At 62.3% G+C, this 14,766-nt stretch carries 15 protein-coding genes; 7 read left to right on the top strand and 8 right to left on the bottom strand.

The window, feature by feature from the left end; all coding sequences use genetic code 11:
* Nucleotide 1 precedes the first annotated feature (1 nt).
* The gene (locus tag OEG81_RS15595) at nt 2–1,327 is read left to right on the top strand and encodes a four-carbon acid sugar kinase family protein (RefSeq protein ID WP_264130196.1); all 1,326 of its coding nucleotides are present in this window, start codon (nt 2–4) and stop codon (nt 1,325–1,327) included.
* A gap of 9 nt (nt 1,328–1,336) precedes the next feature.
* On the opposite strand, the gene OEG81_RS15590 is transcribed toward OEG81_RS15595, so the two are convergent.
* Nucleotides 1,337–2,179: an IclR family transcriptional regulator gene (locus OEG81_RS15590; protein WP_264130195.1), complete on the bottom strand. Its 843-nt coding sequence runs from the start codon at nt 2,177–2,179 to the stop codon at nt 1,337–1,339.
* Nucleotides 2,180–2,450: 271 nt separating this feature from the next.
* On the opposite strand from OEG81_RS15590, the gene OEG81_RS15585 reads away from it, so the two are divergent.
* From OEG81_RS15585 to OEG81_RS15565, 5 genes are all read left to right on the top strand, one after another.
* A complete protein-coding gene (locus OEG81_RS15585; RefSeq protein ID WP_264130194.1) occupies nt 2,451–3,134 on the top strand; it encodes an amino acid ABC transporter permease in 684 nt (227 codons plus the stop codon).
* A gap of 11 nt (nt 3,135–3,145) precedes the next feature.
* The gene (locus OEG81_RS15580) at nt 3,146–3,799 is read left to right on the top strand and encodes an amino acid ABC transporter permease (protein WP_264130193.1); all 654 of its coding nucleotides are present in this window, start codon (nt 3,146–3,148) and stop codon (nt 3,797–3,799) included.
* Between the two features lie 103 nt (nt 3,800–3,902).
* Nucleotides 3,903–4,733 carry a transporter substrate-binding domain-containing protein gene (locus OEG81_RS15575; protein WP_264130192.1) on the top strand — a complete coding sequence of 277 codons (831 nt, stop codon included), beginning with the start codon at nt 3,903–3,905 and terminating at the stop codon, nt 4,731–4,733.
* A gap of 2 nt (nt 4,734–4,735) precedes the next feature.
* Nucleotides 4,736–5,482, top strand: a complete 747-nt coding sequence (locus OEG81_RS15570; RefSeq protein ID WP_264130191.1) for an SDR family oxidoreductase — start codon at nt 4,736–4,738, stop codon at nt 5,480–5,482.
* 33 nt (nt 5,483–5,515) lie between these two features.
* Nucleotides 5,516–6,373 (top strand): fumarylacetoacetate hydrolase family protein, encoded by an 858-nt coding sequence (locus OEG81_RS15565; protein WP_264130190.1) that lies wholly within the window; start codon nt 5,516–5,518, stop codon nt 6,371–6,373.
* 106 nt (nt 6,374–6,479) lie between these two features.
* Here the strand turns inward: OEG81_RS15565 and OEG81_RS15560 are convergent, their stop codons facing one another.
* From OEG81_RS15560 to OEG81_RS15530, 7 genes are all read right to left on the bottom strand, one after another.
* On the bottom strand, nt 6,480–7,235 hold the full coding sequence (locus OEG81_RS15560; protein WP_264130189.1) for an SDR family oxidoreductase: 756 nt from the start codon (nt 7,233–7,235) through the stop codon (nt 6,480–6,482).
* Complete coding sequence (locus OEG81_RS15555; RefSeq protein ID WP_264130188.1) at nt 7,232–8,035, bottom strand: FadR/GntR family transcriptional regulator; 804 nt, start codon at nt 8,033–8,035, stop codon at nt 7,232–7,234. Before OEG81_RS15555 ends, OEG81_RS15560 begins: the two co-directional genes overlap by 4 nt.
* Before the next feature lie 69 nt (nt 8,036–8,104).
* Complete coding sequence (locus OEG81_RS15550; RefSeq protein ID WP_264130187.1) at nt 8,105–9,163, bottom strand: Ldh family oxidoreductase; 1,059 nt, start codon at nt 9,161–9,163, stop codon at nt 8,105–8,107.
* A 1-nt stretch (nt 9,164) separates the two neighbouring features.
* Nucleotides 9,165–9,923: an SDR family NAD(P)-dependent oxidoreductase gene (locus tag OEG81_RS15545; protein WP_264130186.1), complete on the bottom strand. Its 759-nt coding sequence runs from the start codon at nt 9,921–9,923 to the stop codon at nt 9,165–9,167.
* A gap of 42 nt (nt 9,924–9,965) precedes the next feature.
* Nucleotides 9,966–11,474: a tripartite tricarboxylate transporter permease gene (locus OEG81_RS15540; RefSeq protein ID WP_264130185.1), complete on the bottom strand. Its 1,509-nt coding sequence runs from the start codon at nt 11,472–11,474 to the stop codon at nt 9,966–9,968.
* Between the two features lie 15 nt (nt 11,475–11,489).
* Nucleotides 11,490–11,963, bottom strand: coding sequence for a tripartite tricarboxylate transporter TctB family protein (locus OEG81_RS15535; RefSeq protein ID WP_264130184.1), 474 nt, complete (start codon nt 11,961–11,963; stop codon nt 11,490–11,492).
* Between the two features lie 5 nt (nt 11,964–11,968).
* Nucleotides 11,969–12,937: a tripartite tricarboxylate transporter substrate binding protein gene (locus tag OEG81_RS15530; RefSeq protein ID WP_264130183.1), complete on the bottom strand. Its 969-nt coding sequence runs from the start codon at nt 12,935–12,937 to the stop codon at nt 11,969–11,971.
* 320 nt (nt 12,938–13,257) lie between these two features.
* Between OEG81_RS15530 and OEG81_RS15525 the strand changes: the two genes are divergently transcribed.
* Nucleotides 13,258–14,763, top strand: a complete 1,506-nt coding sequence (locus OEG81_RS15525) for a UxaA family hydrolase (RefSeq protein ID WP_264132615.1) — start codon at nt 13,258–13,260, stop codon at nt 14,761–14,763.
* Nucleotides 14,764–14,766 lie beyond the last annotated feature (3 nt).

The raw sequence follows: 14,766 nt of genomic DNA, 5'->3' as shown, positions 1-14,766 counted from the left end.
AATGACGGTGCCCGCGCCAAGGCTGGCGTTCTACGGCGACGATTTCACGGGCGCGACCGACACCCTGGCGACAGTGTCCGGCGCCGGCCTGCGCGCCATGCTGTTCTTGCATCCGCCCACCGATCGGCAACGCGCGGCGGCCGGCCCGCTGGACTGCCTGGGCATCGCGGGCGCCGCCCGATCCATGGACGCCCTGGAACAGGAACGCGAACTGGACGGCGTGGGCCGTTATTTTTCGCGGCTGGGCGCGGCGGTGACGCTTTACAAGACCTGCTCGACCTTCGACAGTTCGCCGGATACGGGCAGCATAGGGGCGGCCGTGGGCATACTGCGCCGGCATCTGGATGCATCGCCCTTCCTGCCCATCGTCGGCGGGCAGCCCAACCTGAGCCGCTATTGTGTGTTCGGCAATCTGTTTGCCGCATTCCGCACAGGCGAGGGGGCATACAGGCTGGATCGGCATCCCACCATGAGCCGCCATCCGGTCACGCCCATGCACGAGTCCGACCTGCGCCTGCATCTGGCGCGGCAAGGCCTGAAGAATATCGCGTCCATCCAGTATCCCAGCTACGACCTGCCGTCCATGGAGCTGGACGCCCTGATCAATGCGCGTGTTGCGGACGGCGCCCAGGGCATACTGTTCGACATCGGCCATGTTGCCCACCTGCCCATCGTGGGACGCGCGATCTGGACGCGCGCCTGCGAGCGCCCTGTGCTGGCCATCGGGCCTAGCGGCGTCGCGCAGGCGTTGCTGGCGCATTGGAGCGAAATGAAGACGCTCGGGGCGAACCCCGTGCATGCCCAAGCCACGCTGGCGCCGTCGGACGGACCGGTGTTCGTATTGTCGGGCAGCATGTCGCCGGTGACGGCTCGCCAGATCGAGGCCGCGGTGTCCTATCAGCGCATCGCCCTGGACGCCCATGCGCTGGCGGCCGCCGATTCCGTCCGGATCGACGCGGTGCTTGCCCAGGTGTTGCAGGCCTTGTCGCAGGGGCGCCATGTGCTGGCCTATACGGCGGATCCGTCCGGCTCAACGGCCAGGCCCGATATTCCGGCGGCGGCGCTGGCCAAGGCCTGCGGTGTTTTTCTGGCGCGTGTGCTCCAGGCGGCCGCGCCGCGCCGCGTCGGCGTGGCGGGAGGCGATACGTCCAGCCACTGCGTGCGCGGCCTGGACATCTGGGGCCTGTCTTATCTGGGGCAGCTGGATCCGGGCGTTGCGGTATGCGGCATCCATGCCGATCTGCCCCATTTGAGGGGGGTGGAAATCATGCTCAAAGGCGGCCAGGTGGGTTCCACCGCCGTGTTCGAGCGTTTGCTCGGATCTTGAGGCCGCCTTTCAGGCGGGCGTGGAATCTTCCGCCAGGCTGGCGTCATAGCCGATGCGGCTGGACAGGCGGCCGCAGATATCGGCCAGTATGTCCGTGATCTGAACGATATCGGGGCGCGGCATGCCGTCGATGCGGGCGATGTGAGGCACGTTGATGGCCGCCACGACGCGTCCGCCCAGGCCGCGCACGGGAAAGGCGATGTTGGTGACGCCCTGGATCTGGATGCTGGGCATGCAGGAGTACCCGTTGCGGCGCACCTCTTTGAGCAAGGTGAAGAGCTGGCCGGGGTCCATGGTCTGTTCGCCTTCAACGCGGATATGGCTGCTCAGCATGCGCGTGCGCTCGACCTCGTCCTGGTAGGCCAGCAGCACGTGGCCCGACGAGGTGTCGGTCAAGCCCATGACCACGCCCACTTTCAGGCCGAAGGACCAGCGCTCCGGGCTATCGACCTGCGCAATGATCACGACCCGGCCGCCCTGGTAGATCGCCAGGTGGCACGATTGCCGCGCCCGCTCGGAAAGCTCCTGCAGCAGAGGCAGCGCCGAACCCACCAAGGTCTTGACCGGCTGCTGGCGGTTGGCCAACTGGAACATCGTCAGGGTCAGGGTGTAGCGATCATTCTGGTCGGCTTGTATATAACCGCGCCGCTGCAAGGTGACGACCATGCGGAATATTTCATTGACATTCCTGCCCAGCGCCTGCGCCAGCTCGTTCAGTGTATAGCCCCCGGCGCTGGCGCTGAGGGCCTCCAGGATATCCAGGCCTTTCTCCAGCGCCGGTGCGGCATAGCGGACCGCCCGCTCGCCGGATGTCCCGCTGTGTTTTCCTTTCTGTTCTGCTGTCATCGCCATGGCGTCATTGGTTTTATATGCAAAATATAATTTTTATAAGAAAAATAGTCTAGCCCGAATAGCCTGTTAATTCTGTCTATGCGTAGCGAGCATCAGGGATATCCCTAGGCCGGCTGATCTCCATATCCGTTGACCATGGCCTTGATATTGGCATAGGATAAATCGAATATATATCAAAATAAATTTTATTAATAAAAGCGAGTGGATCGAGACATTTTCTTGTTCGACAAATTCCATACGGCCCGTTGAACAAGCACATGCAGGAAAACCCATGAACTACCAGTTCGATTTCGAAAGCGTGCTGTCGTATTGGCCGCTATTCCTCGAAGGGGCGGGGACGACGCTGCAAATGTCGTTCTGGGCCACGCTGGCCGGTTTTGTTCTGGGTGTTCTGTGCGCCGTGGCGCGCAGCAGCGGCCCGACATGGCTGCGCAAGCTGGTGGGCGGCTACGTGGAAATCATAAGGAACACGCCTCTGCTGGTGCAAAGCTATTTCCTGATCTTCGGCATGTCCAGCATTGGCCTGCGCCTGCCCATCATGGTCGGTGCCATATTGGCTCTCGTCATCAATATCGGCGCCTATACCTGCGAGATCGTGCGCGCGGGCATCGAATCCATACACAAGGGGCAGCTTGAGGCCGCCGAGTGCCTGGGCCTGACCCCGACACAGGTGTATCTGCACATCATCCTGCGGCCCGCCATCGAACGCGTCTATCCGGCGTTGACCAGCCAGTATGTATTGCTGATGCTGGTCACCAGCATCTTGTCCGCGGTAGGCGCCAACGAACTCTTCGGCATTTCCAATTCGGTCCAGGCCAATACCTTCCGCAACTTCGAGGTCTTCATTGTGCTGTGGGTGGTGTACCTGGCGCTGTCGGGGCTGGTTCGCGCCGTATTCTGGCTGTTCGGCCAGTTTGTCTTTGTGCGCCGGCGCAAGCTGGGTACGGCTTTGTAGGGCGGCCGCACATGAATGTCCAACAGTTCGAATATCTGGTCCAGGGCGCCTGGGGCACCCTGCTGCTGTCCTGCCTGACCTTTGTTTTTGCCGGCATGCTCGGCATGGCGGTGGCCTTGCTTCGGGTCTCGCCGTTGAAACCGGTCAGGCATGCGGCATCGTCCTATATCCAGCTGATTCAGGGTACGCCGCTGCTGGTGCTGATGGGCGTGTGCTTCTACGGCCCCAACCTGCTGGGCATGAACAGCGTGCCGGCCTTGTTTGCCGCCACGCTGGCACTGACCATACAGTCCAGCGCCTATTTCGGCGAGATCTGGCGCGGCTGCATACAGTCGGTGGCGCGCAGCCAGTGGGAAGCGGCGGAATGCCTTGGACTCAGCCGCCTCCAGCGCATGGCGCTGGTCATCCTGCCGCAGGCGCTGCGCATTGCAACGCCGCCCACGGTGGGGTTCATGGTGCAGATCGTCAAGAACACGTCGATTGCTTCCCTGGTCATCGGCTATGCGGAGCTGTCGTACAACGCCAAGATTCTGAACAACTCCACGTTCGAGCCTTTTCTTTATTTCGGATGCGCTGCCGCGCTGTATTTTGCCATGTGCTATCCCATGTCCGTGTGGAGCCGGAAACTGGAGAAAAGACTGAACGCCGCTCGTGGCGCGGCATGACCACGGACGGGTTCAAGGATGATGTTGAAGCTAGCGGCTGGCAGCGGCGGCATCGCCGTTCTGCAAGTCCGGTAAACGTAATACAAAACCAGGAGACGAAGAAATGGAGACACACACTATATTGAAGGCGGCATCCGCATCGCGGCGCGTATTCGTCGCGGGCGCCCTGGCGTGCTTGCTTGGTCTGGGCGCCGCGCCCGCCCAGGCCAACGACCTGCCCAAGATCAAGGAAGACAAGGTGATACGTGTGGCCATCGACTTGGGCGCGCCGCCGTTCGGCACCAAGGACGACACCCTCAAGCCCATAGGCTCCGACGTCGAGACGGCGGAACTGCTGGCAAAGGATCTGGGCGTAAAACTCGAGATCGTGCCCACGACCGGCGCCAACCGCGTGCCTTTTTTGCTGACCAATAAAGCCGACCTTGTCGTGGCCAGCTTCTCGATCACGCCCGAGCGCGAGAAGGTCGTGGCCTTCTCGGTGCCGTATGCCGCCATACAGGCGGTGGTCGGTGCGCCCAAGGACATGAACATCAGCAAACTGGAGGACCTGGTCGGCAAGACGGTGATTTCCACGCGCGGCACGACCAACGACATTGCGATCACCAAGCAGGCGCTGCCCGGAACCAATATTCTGCGTTTCGACGACGATGCCACGTCGATTACGGCGGTGTCCAGCGGCCAGGGAGACATCTTCGCCACGGCGCCCCCGCTGCTCAAGGCCATCAACAAGAAAACGCCCGGTAAAAACATGGAGTCCAAGATCGTGCTGTCGACCGCGATGCTGGGCATAGGCCTGAACAAGCAAAGCACCGAACTCAAAGGATGGGTCGATAATTGGGTGCGCGCCAACCTGAAGAACGGCAAGCTGAACGATATCTATCAGAAATATCATGGCTCGCCGCTCCCCGATAACGTACTGAGCGCGGGTAAATAATCATGACTGGACGCCTTGCGGGAAAGACGGCGCTGGTGACGGCGGCGGGACAGGGAATAGGGCGGGCCACGGCCGAGCTCTTCATTCAGGAAGGGGCCAAGGTCATTGCCACCGATATCGATCCGGGCCTGCTGGCCGGCCTGAAAGGCTGCCAGGCCCGCCAGCTGGACGTTACGCAGCCGGCGCAGATCCAGGCCCTGGCCGATGAACTGGGTGCCATCGACGTGCTGTTCAATTGCGCCGGCTATGTTCACGACGGATCGATACTGGACTGCGACGACGCTGCCTGGCGCCACTCCTTCGAACTGAATGTGGCGTCGATGTACCACACGATGCGGGCCTTCCTGCCGGGCATGCTCGGACAGCGGCGCGGTTCCATCGTGAATATGTCGTCGGCCGCATCCAGCGTCAAGGGAGTCCCAAACCGTTTCGTCTATGGCGCCACAAAGGCGGCGGTCATCGGCATGACGAAATCGGTGGCCGCCGATTTCGTTTCACAGGGCGTGCGCTGCAACGCGATCTGCCCCGGCACGGTGGAGTCCCCCTCGCTGGCGGAACGGATCGCCGCGCAGGCGGGAAAATACGGCAAGACCCAAGAGCAGGTCCGCGCCGATTTCGTTGCGCGCCAACCCATGGGCCGCGTGGGCGGCACCCGGGAAATCGCGGCGCTGGCCCTGTACTTGGCGTCGGATGAATCATCGTTTACAACTGGCGCATTGCATATCATCGACGGCGGTTGGTCTAACTGACACGCCATTAACCCCTAGAGTAGAGAGCACTACATGAAATTACTACGTTACGGACCGATCGGACAGGAGAAGCCAGGCTGCCTGGATCAGGACGGCAAGATACGCGATCTGTCGGGCGTGCTGTCCGATATTACGGCGCAGACCTTGCAGCCGGACCAGCTGAAGTCGCTGGCCGGCGCCGATATCGCATCGCTGCCGGTGGTCGAGAATCCCGGCCGGCTCGGCGTTCCCTATGCGGGCCTGGGCAAGTTCATCTGCGTGGGCCTGAACTACAGCGATCATGCGGCTGAAACGGGGGCGGACATACCCAAGGAACCCATACTGTTCAACAAATGGTCGGCGCCCACCGGCCCCAACGACCCCGTCGTCATCCCGCGCGGTTCGAACAAGACCGACTGGGAAGTCGAGCTGGGCGTGGTCATCGGCCGCAAGGCGCGCTATGTGGGCAAGGACGAGGCCCTGGATTATGTCGCCGGCTATTGCGTGGTGAACGATGTGTCCGAGCGCGAGTACCAGATGGAGCGCGGCGGCACCTGGGACAAGGGCAAGGGTTGCGATACCTTCGGTCCCGTCGGCCCCTGGCTGGTGACGGCCGACGAAGTCGCCGACCCGCAGAACCTGGGCATGTGGCTGGAAGTGAACGGCAAGCGTTTCCAGGACGGCAACACCCGGACCATGATCTTCGACGTGGCCCATCTGGTGCATTACATCAGCCAGTTCACCACCCTGTATCCGGGCGACCTGATATCCACCGGCACGCCGCCGGGCGTGGGCCTTGGGCAGAAGCCGCCGGTATATCTGAAACCGGGCGACGTCATGCGCCTGGGCATTGAAGGACTGGGCGAGCAGGAGCAAAAGCTGTACGCCTGGGACGCCAGCCTGCTGGATTAAAAGAAGGGCTGCATCCGCGCGCGCTGGCGGCGGATGCAGCCGCCAGCTGCGCCGTCGGCCGGTTCAGGCCGGAGAGTATCCGGATCGACCGGACGGCGCGCTGGAGTCAGCCGCGGCCGATAAAGGGCATGTTGGTCGCCATGACGGTCATGAACTGCACATTGGCATCCAGCGGCAGGCTGGCCATGTACAGCACGGCTTCAGCCACGTGCCTGACATCCATCACCGGCTCGGGACGGGTCGACCCGTCGGCCTGCAGGACGCCGCTGCTCATGGCTTCGGTCATTTCACTGGCGGCGTTGCCGATATCGATCTGGCCGCAGGCGATGTCGTACCGGCGGCCGTCCAGCGACGTGGCCTTGGTCAGGCCGGTGATGGCATGCTTGGTCGCGGTGTACGACACGGCGTGGGGACGCGGCGCATGGGCCGAGATCGAACCATTGTTGATGATGCGTCCGCCGCGCGGCTGTTGTTCCTTCATCAGGCGAAAAGCGCCCTGGGTGCACAGGAAGGCGCCGGTCAGGTTGATGTCCACCGCCGCCTGCCACTGCTCGTACTCCAGCTCTTCAAGGGAAACAGCGCGGGCGAAGATGCCGGCATTGTTGAACAGCAGGTCCAGGCGGCCGAACTGTTCCTTGATCAGGCCGAACACGCGATCGACGTCTTCGGGACGGCTGATGTCGGCCGGCGCCACCAGCGATCGCGCGCCGTATGCGGCGCCCTCGCGGGCCGTGGCTTCCAGGGGATCTTTGCGGCGGCCCGCCAACGCCACTGAATAGCCGTTCTGCATCAAGGCAAGGGCGATGCTCTTTCCTATTCCCGATCCCGCTCCTGTGACAAGTGCGAATTTTTCCGTAGTCATTTTGTCAGTCCTTTTTTCTTGGTGGTCTTGGCCGCCTTGGCCCGCCTGCCGGCCTGGGTATCGGACGGCGATCGCGGCGATGCCGCCTTGCGGCGCCTGGGCGATTCCGTCAGGCTGGAAGTCAGGCGCTTGAATGCCACGCCCATGTGTTCCTGCATGGCCAGGCGCGCCTGGTCCGGATCCTTGGCCCGCAAGGCCTTCAGTATCCGGCGATGTTCCGCAATGGCCTGGGGCCACACGTCGCCGGATTCAAAATGCCCGTGCAGCCTGTCAAAGAGCGGGCCCATGCGAAACTCGAAGAGCTGTTTTACCACGCCTATGAGCACGCTGTTTCCGGTGGCTTCGGCGATGCGCACATGGAACAGCTGGTCGGCTTCAAGGGGAACCAGGCCCGCCTCGGTATCGGCCGCCATCATGTCGATGGCTTCCTCGATGGCGTCGAACTGGGCCTTGCGGCCCGCCTTGGCCGCCGTGGCCGCCACCTCGCTTTCCAGCAGGGCGCGCGCGCGTATGACTTCGAGCGGACCTTCCTCTTGGGACAGGTCGTATCGCTTGGAGGGCGGGGTCGGCGGGTCGCAGACATAAATGCCCGAACCCATATGGACCTCTATATAGCCATGAACCTCCAGGGCGATCAGGGCTTCACGCAGCGATGGCCGGCTGACGCCCAACTGTACGGCAAGGTCGCGCTCGGCGGGCAGGCGCGACCCCGGCGGAAACTCGCCGCTTTCGATCAGCGTGCGAAGCTGCTCGCTGATCTGGCGGTACAGGCGTTGAGGTTCGATGATTTTGATAGGCATGGACTGGATGGTTCCCGGCGCGCATTATACGTTGGCCCTCATGCGGTTTTCCGTTGGTCGTGGCTGGCCCTAGCCCGATGCCTGGGGAAACGACAGGCCATAGCGGGCGGCGCATTGCGTCAGCATTTCAGGAATCGTGGGGTGCAGCGCAACGCCGCCCTGTTGCTGTTCCGATCGCAACGCCAGGCCGCGGTCGCCCGGCATCCGGACCGAGCTTCCCCCGGCACGGGGCTGATTTTCGCGGCATGCCTGTCCGATGTGGTCGGTCTGGCGCGTGAAGGCGTCGGTGCCGCCAAAGGCTTCCGGATCGTGCAGGCCAAGAAAAACAGTCGCGCCCCAGCCATCGGGTGGATCGGCACGGCCATGGCCCGCCAGCCCGCCTGTCAGCGCCTCTATCATCAGCGCCATGCCGAAGCCTTTATGGCCCGCCGTCACTCCCCCCAGCGGCATGATGGTGCCGGGAGGATCGGCCGACAGCACGGCGGGGTCGCGGCTGGGGCGGCCTTGCGCATCGAGCAGGCATTCGTCGTCAAACTGCTGGCCCGCTTTCTGCAGGCGGCTGCACATGCCGTTGGTGACGATGGACGAAGAGATGTCCACCAGGAAAGGGGTGCCGGAGGTGGGTATGCCCATGGCAATGGGATTGGGTGTGAACACGGCTTGAGTGCCGCCGTAAGGCGCAACGCTGGCCACGGCGGGATCCGAGCTGGCCAATGTGATCAGCAGGCCGTTCTCGGTTGCGCGCAGCAGGTAGGCGGCCAGGCAGGCAATATGGTGGCTGCGCCGTATGACCAGAGTGGCGCTGCCGAACTCGCGCGCTCGAGGGATCAATGCGTCGAGGCCTTGATGGACCAGCCAGGGACCGGGCAGCCGCCGCCCGTCCCACAGCAGGGACGCGCCGCGGTCGGACAAGGTGTCGGGCAGGCCGGCCACCTCCATGGTTTTGTTCTCGATTTCCTTTATATAGGGCGCCAGCAAAGCCAGGCCATGCGTATCGTGGCCCAGCAGATCGCCTTCCACCAGGGTGTCGGCAACGGCCTCGGCGGGCCCGGCGTCCATGCCGGCCGCCTGCAGCAGCTCCTGGGAAAAATCGCGCAGCGCCTGAGCGGCGTATCGTTGCCTGTCCATGTCAGTAAGTAGCCCTTCCGCCGGATATGTCGAAGGTGGCGCCCGTGGAGAACGAACAATCCTCGGAGCACAGCCAGGCCACCAGGGCGGCGATCTCTTCGGTCTTGCCGAAGCGGTTCATGGGAATCTTGGACAGCATGTAGTCGATATGCTCCTGCGTCATCTGGTCGAAAATGGCGGTGCGCACGGCGGCGGGTGTTATGCAATTGACCGTTATCCCGGTTTGCGCCAGTTCCTTGCCCAGCGATTTGGTCAGGGCGATGACGGCAGCCTTGGACGCGCTGTAAGCCGATGCGTTGGGGTTGCCCTCTTTGCCGGCGACGGAGGCGATGTTCACGATGCGCCCGTAGTCGTTCGCGCGCATGTGCGGAACAATGGCGCGGCAGCACAGGAAGGGGCCGCGCAGGTTGACGCGCATGACCCGGTCCCATTCCGCCGGCGGGTATTCCCAGACGCTGGTGTTGGGGCCGGTGATGCCGGCGCTGTTGACCAGGATGTCGACGGCGCCCGCGGCTTTGACGGTGGCGTCGGCCGCCGACTGGACGGAGGCCTCGTCGCCCACGTCGACCTGTTCGATGCGGATGGATTGCGAGCCCAGGTCGGCCTGCGCCTTGGCCAGGGCTTGCGGATCGCGATCCCATAGCGTGACGCCGGCGCCGCCTTCCGTCAGACGGGCGGCAATGGCAAGGCCGATGCCCGCCGCGCCTCCTGTTATGACGGCATGGCGGCCTGAGAAATCGTAATTGTTGCGCACCGTCATGTGGTCCTCCCTGTTGGATGCTGCTTGAATTGGTCTGCTTGCTTATTCATTCGCGTACGCGCTTGGCGCCTGCCTTTGCCTGATGTGGCGCAAGGCCAGCGGAGCCAGCCATACCAGTATGGTGATGACGCCCAGCGTTCCGGCGATGGGGCGGTCGAAGAACGCCAGGATGTTGCCGTCGGATTTGATGACGGAACTGATGTAATTCTCTTCCAGCATGCTGCCCAGGACCACGCCCAGTATGGTGGGTGCGATGGGAAAGCCGTTTTCCTCCATGAGGTAGGCCAGAACGCCGAAAGCCAGCATGACGCCCACGTCGAATATGCTGTTGTTGATGGCGTAGGAGCCCACGATGCAGAACAGCAGGATGAGCGGCATCAGGATGTTGCGTGGCGTGCGCAGTATGTGCTTTGACAGCTTGATCAGGGTATAGCCCAAAGGCAGCAGCAGCAGGTTGGCCAGGATGAAGACGATGAAGATGGAGTACATGGATACCGGGTTGTTGATGAAGATCATCGGCCCAGGGTTCAGGTCTTTCATGTACAGCACGCCGATCACAATGGCAGTGATGGAGTCGCCCGGGATGCCGAATACCAGCGCGGGGATCCATGCGCCGGCCAGCGAGGCATTGTTGGCCGAGCTGGCTTCGACGATGCCCTCTGGATGGCCGGTACCGAATTTTTCGGGTTCCTTGGAGAATTTCTTGCTGAGCGCATAAGACATGTAGGCGGCTATATCCGCCCCTGCGCCGGGCAGGGCGCCTACGACGGTGCCCAGCACGCTGCCGCGCATGACCGATTTGGGATACTTTGCGACCAGCTTCAAGGTGCCCGAAAAAACCTTTTCGATGTTTCCGACGACGCTTCCGCTTTCCTTCGCGGCATTGACGGCATAGCGCAGGACCTCGGACACGGCGAACATGCCGACCATCACGGGCACCAGAGAAAGTCCGCTGAGCATGGCATCGCTGCCGAAGGTAAAGCGTGGATAGCCTGTGGGATTGCCCATGCCTACGCAAGTAATCATCAGTCCCAGGAACAGCGAGACAAAGCCCTTCAGCGGATCGGCCGAGGCAATGAAGATGGCGCAGGTCAGGCCCAGCAGCACCAGCCAGAAATATTCGAATGACGAAAACTGAAGGGCCAGTTCTGCGAGCGCGGGGGCTGCAACGATAAGCACGACGGTGCCAAACAGTCCGCCTATGCATGAGCAGACGAGCCCGCCGCCAAGGGCAAGTTCGGTCTTGCCCATTTTGGTCAGCTTATAGGCTTCGTCGGTATAGGCGGCCGACGCCGGGGTGCCGGGTATGCGCAGCAGGCAGCCCGGAACGTCGCCCGAGAAAATCGCCATGGCGGTGGCCGTGACCATGGAGGCGATGGCCGGAACCGGCGGCATGAAGAAAGTGACCGGCACCAGCAGGGCCACCGCCATGGTGGCGCTTAACCCGGGAATGGCGCCGACGAACAAGCCATAGGCGGAGGAAAGAAATATGACAAGCAGGACATGCAGTTCAAACACCTGTCCGAAAGCGGCGATGAGGTTTTCCAGCATGGTATAGATTTCCTTCTACCAGGCGATCGATTCAAGAATTCCCCAGGGCAGGGGCACTTCCAGCAGCGTGTAGAAAAGGAAGTGGATGACGAGCGCGCCCGCGATGGCTACGGGTATTGCCGTTCGCAGACGAACGCGAAATACGAGATATAGCGCCAGTTGAAGCAGAAAAGCGGCTGGAATGAAGCCAAGGCTTTCCGAAAACCATACATACAAAGCCAGTGAAATCGGCACCAGCAGAAAACCCGCCAGGGTGCGTCCGTGGCGGAATTCGGGATGTATGCGCACCCAGGGCGTGCGAACCGGCGGCTTGAGGTCGCGCCGTGCCAGAAGCACGGCGCAGACGACCAGGCCCGCGCCGATCAAGGTGGGAAACATGCCCGGTCCGACGTCCTGGCCGGGCATGAGCGGCAGGGTTTGCGCATACCAGATGATGGCAATCCCCGACAGGCCTATGAATAGGCCTGCGAGCAAGTTGCTGATCTTCATGGCGCTTATTTGGCCAGGCCCAGCATTTTCAAGGTTTCGCCCATGGCGGCATCGCCGTCATCCATGAACTTGGCGAATCCGGCGCCGTCGGCGTAGGCAATCCCAAAACCGCGCTTGCCCATGAATTCCTTGAATTCCGCGCTTTCGTTGATTTTTTTCAGGGCCGCTTCAACCTTGGTCTTGACATCTTCGGGCAAGCCCTTGGGGCCGGCTATGCCGCGCCAGACGCCCATGCTCCAGTCGCTGCCGGTGGCGCTTTTAAGCGTAGGAACCTTGGGGTAGAGCGCGGAGGGCGTATCGGCCATGATGGTGAGCGGCCGGGCTTTGCCGGCGTCGATCATGGCGCGGGCTTCGGGCAGGGCGGCCGGGACAATGGCGATGCCGCCGGCGGCGAGCTCCAGCATGGCCGGAGCCGCGCCATTGGATGGGACGAAGGGAACGGCATTGATGTCTATGTTCAAGCTTTTAAGCATGCCGGCCAGCGCAATATGCCAGATGCCCCCCTGGCCGGTTCCGGAAGCCTTGAGCTTGCCCGGTTCGGCCTTGATGGCCTTGAGCAGGTCGCCCATGTTTTGATAGGGCGATTCCTGGCTGACGGTGATCGCCGCCGGATCGACATTCATCAACCCTAGCGCGGTGTAGTCCCTGGGCGTGAGCTTGGTCAGCCCCTGGTGATGCATCATGGAAATTTCCACCGTCAGCATGCCCAGGGTGTAGCCGTCGGGCTTGGCGCTGGCAATGGCCTGATGGCCCACCACGCCATTGCCGCCGGCGCGGTTGACGACGTTGACCGGATTACCCAATTCCTTTTCAAGCAAGGTGCCCACGATGCGCGCCGTGGCGTCAGTGCCGCCGCCGGCGGCCCATGGCACGATCACGGTAATGGGGCGTTCCGGCCAGGCGGCGCTGGCGATGCCCGACGCAAAAATGGCTGCGGCGGCAGCGGTGAATTTGATAGTGGTTTTGATACTCATCTTGTCGTCCTCCGGGGGTGTTCTTTTATATTGAATGGCACGGGAACTGCGTGTGTAGCGTCGTTCTGATTCTTTATTGTTATGAGTCCCGATCAGGCGGCCCGACCGGTAAGGCGTAGGGTTTCATACCGAAAAAGAACTGTCAAGCAATTTTGGTATTACCACTTTACCTGTCCGATTTTATGTAATAGACTGCCTGCAAATCGCCGAAGAAGGCGGCCGGCAGGCCTTAGTGCCGTCGATCGAAAATCCAAGGAGACAACGTGGCGCAAGAAACCGTGGTGCCGGTCGAGTCCATCGGCCGGTCGAATTCCGCGCATATGGCAATACGGCTTAGCCCGAACGACGACGTTCTGATTGCGACCCGCGACATCAAGCCGGGCACGGCCATCCCGGGCGAGCAGCTTGTTTCGTCCGACGCCATTCCGGCGGGCCACAAGATTGCGGTGCGGGCCATTGCAAACGGTGCGCCCGTGCGCCGCTACAACCAGATCATCGGCTTCGCCACGCGCGACATCGCCCCCGGCCAGCACATTCATTTGCACAATATGGCCATGCATGATTTCCAGCGGGACTATGCTTTCTGCGCCGACGTCCGGCCACAGGAAGCACCGCCCGAATCCCTGGTCTTCAACGGCATAGTCCGCGACGACGGGCGGGTGGCCACGCGCAACTACATCGGCATCGTCAGCAGCGTGAACTGTTCCGCCACGGTCTGTCGCCAGATTGCCGACGCGTTTCGCGGCGATGCCCTGGCCGACTTCCCCAACGTCGACGGCGTGGTGTCCATCACGCATAAGGCAGGCTGTGGAATGGCGTCGGCGGGCGAGGGCATCGATCTTCTGCGCCGGGTCATTGCCGGCTACATCCGCCATCCCAACTTCGCCGCCGTCGTGTTCATCGGGCTGGGTTGCGAATCCAACCAGATATCATCGCTGTTGGGCGCCGAAAACCTGCACGAATCTGATCGCCTTCACACCATGACCATCCAGGATGTAGGCGGCACCCGTAAGACCATAGAACATGGCGTACAGCTCATACGCAGCCTGTTGCCGAAAGCCAATCAGGTATCGCGACAGCCCGTGCCCATCAGCCATATCACCGTGGGCCTGCAGTGCGGAGGATCCGACGGCTATTCGGGCATCAGCGCCAATCCGGCGCTGGGCGCGGCCATGGATCTGCTCGTCCAGCACGGCGGTACGGCCATCCTTAGCGAAACGCCCGAAATATACGGGGCCGAGCACCTGCTGACGCGCCGGGCCGTCACACGGGAAGTCGGCGAAAAGCTGGTCCAGCGCATCCACTGGTGGGAAGAGTACACCGCGCGGCTGGGCGGCGAAATGAACAACAATCCGTCCCCGGGCAACAAGGCGGGCGGCCTGACGACCATACTTGAAAAATCGTTGGGGGCCGTCGCCAAGGCGGGCTCCAGCAACCTGTCCGATGTGGTCGAGTACGCCCAGCCGGTGCAAAGCCACGGCCTGGTCTTCATGGATACGCCGGGATACGATCCGGTGTCCGCGACGGGGCAAGTGGCCGGCGGCGCCAATGTCATCTGTTTCACGACCGGCCGGGGTTCGGTCTACGGCTGCAAGCCCTCGCCCTCGATCAAGCTGGCCACCAATTCGCTTATGTATCGGCACATGAGCGAAGACATGGACATCAACTGCGGCGAAATCCTCGACGGCGGGAAAACCGTGCAGGAAGTCGGTGAACAGATATTCCGGCGCATCATCGAGGTCGCCTCGGGCAGCCGCAGCAAAAGCGAAGAACATGGATTCGGCGAAGACGAATTCGCGCCGTGGGTGCTGGGCCCCACGATGTAGTGC

The organism is Pollutimonas sp. M17, from assembly GCF_025836975.1.
Lineage (GTDB): Bacteria > Pseudomonadota > Gammaproteobacteria > Burkholderiales > Burkholderiaceae_B.
The sequence above is the reverse complement of the archived record's forward strand: the minus strand, read 5'-3'. Positions and strand labels throughout refer to the sequence as shown.

Coding starts and splice junctions, on each gene's coding strand:
- OEG81_RS15580 (WP_264130193.1), top strand. CDS start 3,146: ATGAATGTCCAACAGTTCGAATATCTGGTCCAGGGCGCCTGGGGCACC.
- OEG81_RS15560 (WP_264130189.1), bottom strand. CDS start 7,235: ATGACTACGGAAAAATTCGCACTTGTCACAGGAGCGGGATCGGGAATA.
- OEG81_RS15535 (WP_264130184.1), bottom strand. CDS start 11,963: ATGAAGATCAGCAACTTGCTCGCAGGCCTATTCATAGGCCTGTCGGGG.
- OEG81_RS15555 (WP_264130188.1), bottom strand. CDS start 8,035: ATGCCTATCAAAATCATCGAACCTCAACGCCTGTACCGCCAGATCAGC.
- OEG81_RS15530 (WP_264130183.1), bottom strand. CDS start 12,937: ATGAGTATCAAAACCACTATCAAATTCACCGCTGCCGCCGCAGCCATT.
- OEG81_RS15590 (WP_264130195.1), bottom strand. CDS start 2,179: ATGGCGATGACAGCAGAACAGAAAGGAAAACACAGCGGGACATCCGGC.
- OEG81_RS15545 (WP_264130186.1), bottom strand. CDS start 9,923: ATGACGGTGCGCAACAATTACGATTTCTCAGGCCGCCATGCCGTCATA.
- OEG81_RS15565 (WP_264130190.1), top strand. CDS start 5,516: ATGAAATTACTACGTTACGGACCGATCGGACAGGAGAAGCCAGGCTGC.
- OEG81_RS15550 (WP_264130187.1), bottom strand. CDS start 9,163: ATGGACAGGCAACGATACGCCGCTCAGGCGCTGCGCGATTTTTCCCAG.
- OEG81_RS15570 (WP_264130191.1), top strand. CDS start 4,736: ATGACTGGACGCCTTGCGGGAAAGACGGCGCTGGTGACGGCGGCGGGA.
- OEG81_RS15575 (WP_264130192.1), top strand. CDS start 3,903: ATGGAGACACACACTATATTGAAGGCGGCATCCGCATCGCGGCGCGTA.
- OEG81_RS15585 (WP_264130194.1), top strand. CDS start 2,451: ATGAACTACCAGTTCGATTTCGAAAGCGTGCTGTCGTATTGGCCGCTA.
- OEG81_RS15595 (WP_264130196.1), top strand. CDS start 2: ATGACGGTGCCCGCGCCAAGGCTGGCGTTCTACGGCGACGATTTCACG.
- OEG81_RS15540 (WP_264130185.1), bottom strand. CDS start 11,474: ATGCTGGAAAACCTCATCGCCGCTTTCGGACAGGTGTTTGAACTGCAT.
- OEG81_RS15525 (WP_264132615.1), top strand. CDS start 13,258: ATGGCAATACGGCTTAGCCCGAACGACGACGTTCTGATTGCGACCCGC.